Genomic DNA, 2,302 nt, shown 5'->3' with positions numbered 1-2,302 from the left:
ATCCAGCGGCTCGAAGTCCGCCTCATAGCGCAGCCAGACCGTACCGCGGGCGCACAACAGGAAGTCATCGCGCACCGACCGCATAACTGAATCCAGATCGGCGTCGTCTGCGGTGAAGGCAAGGTTACGCTCCACCAACTCCGAACCCATACGGGCCACAGGCTGCGAGTCCTTGAAACGACGCTCGACGACGGGCTGCGGAACTCTGGCATAGACAGCCGGCTGCAGGACCGAGACATTGGCCCACAGCATCGGGAACCGGCGCTTTGCGCTCTGCTGGTCCGACTGCTGGAGGTAAATCTTCTCGATCTTGGCACAGCGATCGACCCAGGATTTGAAATAGCGCTGCGCGCGCTCGATCTCCTGCTGCCAGTGCGCGCCGACCTTCGCCAGGTCATACTGGTCACCGGCCGGCAATGTCGTGGCTTCTACATCCATCAAACGTGCTCGCTATAGGTCGGTGTGGAGTTGACGAAATCGTTGAACGTCATTGTCTGGAACGTCGGCAGAGGCTTCGGTTCTGGTTTGAGCGGTTCGGCAGCGAGTCCGGTAAAGATGATCGCGAGGCCGCCGAATGCGTCGGCGCCGTGTGATGCCCAATTGTGCAGCGGCTCGTCGCGGAAGACGCCGAGATCCTCGTCCCACTCTTTCCGGTAGTTGCGCAGGCACTTCACGCCCTGAGCGCAGCCGGCCTGGTCAAACTCGACCTTCGCCAGGATGCGCCGCGTACCGTTGATGCGGTCGTGTACATAGGCACGCTCGACCTTGCGGACGGTGCCGAGGCCGCGCGCCTTGACCTCCTGCAGCATGATCTCGATGCGGGTCATGCCGCCTCGTGTCCACTCTCTCACGCGGATATCGTGCGGCATGTTGTGGACGTCATCGACGTAACCGTTCTCTTTGGCGCGACGCTCCAGCTCATCAAGCATCCCATCCATCCCGGTACCGGTGTGCTCGAAATAGCCGATCATCCGAACTCGGCTCGGAAGTACCTGGAACAGCCAGACGCTGTTCGTGTCGTCCATACCGATGTCCGATATCGTATGCACCGGATAGCCAGGCACATGCGGGAAGACGCCTAGACGCTCTTCAGCATCCACCACCGCCATTTGGTCGGCGTAGTAAGAACCCTCGACGCTCGCTTCGAATGCCTCGGCCGGCGACGACGGATATTCCCGCTTCATGTCGCCGAGCTGCGTTTCAGCCTTCTTGACGTACCAAGCTTTCTGCCCGTCCGTCAGTTCGATGCCCTGCTCTGCGAGGCCGCGAAAATACTTGGCGAACGCGTCGGTGACGACGACGCCTCGTGGGTCGATCGAATATTGCGGCTCTTTCCACCACGGGAAGAAATGGAACTTGAAATCCAGCGGGGTAAGCGCCGCAGCCTGCCGATGCTTCACCTGGGCATCTTCGCAAAGATTGTAGAAATGCCCCTCTTGCCCCTCGGCTGTGCTTTCGATGAACACCAGTTGACCGGCCTGAACCGTGTTGAGCGCGCCGGTTCTAACCTCCCTCGCCTTCTCTGGATACTTCGCGCAGAGCTTCCCGTATTCGGAGATATGCAGGTACTGCAGCGTTCCGGATCGAAGCGACGTGCCGACGCGGATGCTCGAATTGTTTCCCAGGAGCAGTTCCGTCTGGTTGTCCCGCTGGATCGGCACTGCGTCTCGAATGCCCTCAGGCAGATTGTCGTAAGGGTATTTCACCTTGTCCCTGAAGATGGTCTGCGCATCGCCGAGCGTGTGAGCGATGGTGCCGGCGCGAATGTCTCGGTTGAACACGCACGCGTCCAGCATGAAGATCTGAATGAACGTGGTCAGCCCGAGCTGGCGCGCTTTGAGCAGCACATTCAGGTAATGCATCTGCTCGAAGAACGTCATCTGCGCCCAGTTCATTTCGAACCTGACACGTTTGCCGCTCTTGTCCGTGATCCAGTACAGATTGTTCAGCCGCCAGCGCCAGTCTGAGAACTGATCAACTGCCGTTTGGAAGTCCGCGGGTCTTGCCATTGATCGCTTCCAGCAACTCGGCCACGCCACTCGTCACGCCGTGCTCCAGCTCGACCTTGGCGCCGTACTTCTTCGGCTTCAGCTTCTCGGCGATCCACTGGCGCGTGCCAATGCGAAGCTGTGAGCGGCGGATGGCCTCGCCATTCTCCTGCCAGCCGGTCGTTCCACCGTCGGCGCTCTTCTTTTTCATCCAGTCGTTCGTGCCGTCGTCGGCAATCTCGACCATTTCGTCGACGAAGCCGTCAGCCTGGATCTCGCGCGCCTGCGCATACTTGGTCCGAAAAGAAGACTTT

The 2,302-nt window shown here is 59.8% G+C and carries 2 protein-coding genes and 1 pseudogene; all 3 read right to left on the bottom strand.

Annotation, left to right across the window (positions count from 1 at the left end):
- Positions 1-438: pseudogene (locus A7X77_RS31295) on the bottom strand (hypothetical protein); the annotation flags it as partial.
- The gene (locus A7X77_RS31290) at positions 438-2,009 is read right to left on the bottom strand and encodes a hypothetical protein (RefSeq protein WP_064686653.1); all 1,572 of its coding nucleotides are present in this window, start codon (positions 2,007-2,009) and stop codon (positions 438-440) included. The gene A7X77_RS31290 and the pseudogene A7X77_RS31295, both read right to left, overlap by 1 nt.
- Positions 1,975-2,302, bottom strand: a 328-nt coding sequence (locus tag A7X77_RS31285; RefSeq protein WP_064686652.1) for a hypothetical protein, incomplete at its 5' end; no start/stop codon positions are given. The genes A7X77_RS31285 and A7X77_RS31290, both read right to left, overlap by 35 nt.

Origin of the sequence: Rhizobium bangladeshense (assembly GCF_001662075.1) — a bacterium.
Taxonomy (GTDB): Bacteria; Pseudomonadota; Alphaproteobacteria; order Rhizobiales; family Rhizobiaceae; genus Rhizobium; species Rhizobium bangladeshense_B.
This window is presented reverse-complemented; position numbering and strand designations above follow the sequence as displayed.